This is a genomic window from Solihabitans fulvus (genome assembly GCF_008386585.1).
GTDB classification, from domain to species: domain Bacteria; phylum Actinomycetota; class Actinomycetes; order Mycobacteriales; family Pseudonocardiaceae; genus Solihabitans; species Solihabitans fulvus.
On record NZ_VUOB01000216.1, the window covers coordinates 1 to 354 of the forward strand.

1 protein-coding gene is annotated in these 354 nt (G+C 52.0%); it reads right to left on the reverse strand.

Going from position 1 to position 354, the window contains the following annotated elements:
• Positions 1-354, reverse strand: a 354-nt coding sequence (locus tag F0L68_RS45675; protein WP_188317129.1) for a hypothetical protein, incomplete at both ends; no start/stop codon positions are given.

Below are 354 nucleotides of genomic sequence, written 5' to 3' on the forward strand. Positions count from 1 at the left end.
GGGGCCTGCTCGTAGTTGCCACGAATCTCCTCAACCTCTCCGGTGAGTGACTGTATCCTGCGCTGGGCGACTCCGTACTGGTCGAGAGTCACCTGCAACTGCCTCTGGACCTCATCGTAGTGGGTCTGGATCTCAGTAAGCTGCAGAGACTGCTTCTTGATGGTCTTCTGGAGGTCAATGTTGGTCTTGTTGGCCACATCAAGAGAGAGTTCCAGTTCAGTAATCTGGATTTGCAACTTCTTCTTGATGCGTGTGACTTCAGACTTCAATTTAGTCTCGGCTTCCACGACGCGAGCGTTCAGCTGTTCGATTTCGATGCTTGTCTGCTTGCGGATGGCTTCGATTTCTTCTTCC